This window comes from Pseudomonadota bacterium (assembly GCA_010028905.1).
Taxonomy (GTDB): domain Bacteria; phylum Vulcanimicrobiota; class Xenobia; order RGZZ01; family RGZZ01; genus RGZZ01.
Map to the genome: position 1 here is coordinate 1 of RGZZ01000730.1, position 1740 is coordinate 1740.

The following is a 1740-nucleotide window of genomic DNA, read 5'->3' on the forward strand; positions in this document are numbered from 1 at the left end:
TCCGCTTCGAGGCGAGACACGAGGAAGGCCGTGAACCAGAGCGCAACAGCAGAGGGCCGCGAGGGTGCCGTCGAGACGACCGCGTCTGCGTCAGAGGCCACCCCCTTTCCCGTTTCGGCCGTGCGCGGCCGAGACTCGGTTCGTCGGCTCGCCAGCAAGGCCGTGCAGGTGTGCGCCTTCATCGGCGCCGACGCTCTCGCGCTTGCACTGGCCTTCCTCCTGGCCCACCTCGTGCGCATCCACGTGCTGCCACGGTACATCTCGCGCCTCGATGAGGCGGCGCTGACCCTGGGAGACTACGCCCGCCTGTCGTGGGTCTCTCTCATCTATCTCGTCTTCTACGTGCGCGAAGGGCTCTACGTGCGTCGCCGACCTTTCTGGGTCGAGGTGCGCCATCTCTACATCGCCATCTTCCTGGCGACGGGCTTCTTCCTGGCGGCCCTCACCGTCACCCGCGCGTCGACCCTCGTCTCGCGCACCACCATCGCGGTCATGACGCTGCTGCTGCTCGCGCTCGCGCCCACCACCCGCTACATCGTGAAGGCCTCGCTCTACCGGCTCGGCCTCTGGCGCAAGCGCATTCTGATCCTGGGGGCGACGCCCACGGCCGAGCTGCTGTCGCACAACCTCGCACGAGACCCGTTCCTCGGCTACGACGTCACCGGGTTCCTCGACGACGACAAGGGCGTGGGCACGCCCTTCGGCGGCCACGCGGTTCTCGGTCCGCTCGACGCCCTGCCCGAGCAGCTCGAGCGCACGCGCAGCTCCGACGTGCTGGTGGCGCTGTCGGCCATCAGCCGCGATCAGCTGCAGCGCGTGGTCAGCCTCTGCGAGGCCTGCACCGAGAGCGTGCGCCTGGTGCCGGACGTGCTGGGCTTCGGTCTTGCCGGCACCGAGATCGAGATGGTGTCGCAGGTGCCCATCATCTCGCTCAACTACAACCTTCGCAAGCCCTGGAACATCGCGCTCAAGGTCGCCTTCGATCGGGCGGCCGCCCTTGTCGCCCTCATCATCCTCTCGCCGCTCCTGGCGCTCACCGCCCTTTTCATCGCGCTCGAGACCGGCGGCCCGGTCTTCTTCTCGCAGCGCCGCGTCGGCCCGGGATACGGCTTCCAGTGCTTCAAGTTCCGCACCATGCACCGCGACGCCGACGCCCGCCTGCAGCAGTACCTCGAGGCCCATCCGGAGCATGTTGCCGAGTACGAGACCTATCGCAAGCTGCGCGGTCACGATCCCCGGGTCACTCGCGTGGGCGCGCTCCTGCGCCGTACGAGCATCGATGAGCTCCCCCAGCTGTGGAACATCCTGCGCGGCGACATGAGCCTCGTCGGACCGCGCCCCTACATGCCTTCGGAGATCGACGACATGGGGCCAGACCCTGACCGCGTGCTGCGCACGATTCTCATCACGCCGCCCGGTCTCACCGGTCTGTGGCAGGTGAGCGGTCGCAGCGAGGTTCCCTTCGAGACCCGCATCCGCATGGATGTCCATTATGTGCGCAACTGGTCGCTCTGGCTCGATCTCGTGATCATCTGGAAGACGATCTGGGTGGTCCTGGCGCGCAAGGGGGCCTATTGATGCCGCCCTCTCCCGCACCCGCCCGAAGGGTCGACGGCGACCCCGCCGCGGGGGAGGCTCCGCTGCGACTCGAGCGCCTGCGCGCGCTGGCTGTGAACGGCCGCTTCCTGACGCAGCGCGTCACGGGTGTGCAGCGCTACGCGCGCGAGGTGGTTGGCGCCA

Annotated in this window: 1 protein-coding gene; it reads left to right on the forward strand. The window is 68.3% G+C overall.

Annotated features, from left to right (window positions below; translation table 11 throughout):
* The first annotated feature begins 30 nt into the window (after window positions 1-30).
* Window positions 31-1578: an undecaprenyl-phosphate galactose phosphotransferase WbaP gene (gene wbaP, locus EB084_24775; GenBank protein ID NDD31479.1), complete on the forward strand. Its 1548-nt coding sequence runs from the start codon at window positions 31-33 to the stop codon at window positions 1576-1578.
* The last annotated feature ends 162 nt before the right edge of the window (window positions 1579-1740 follow it).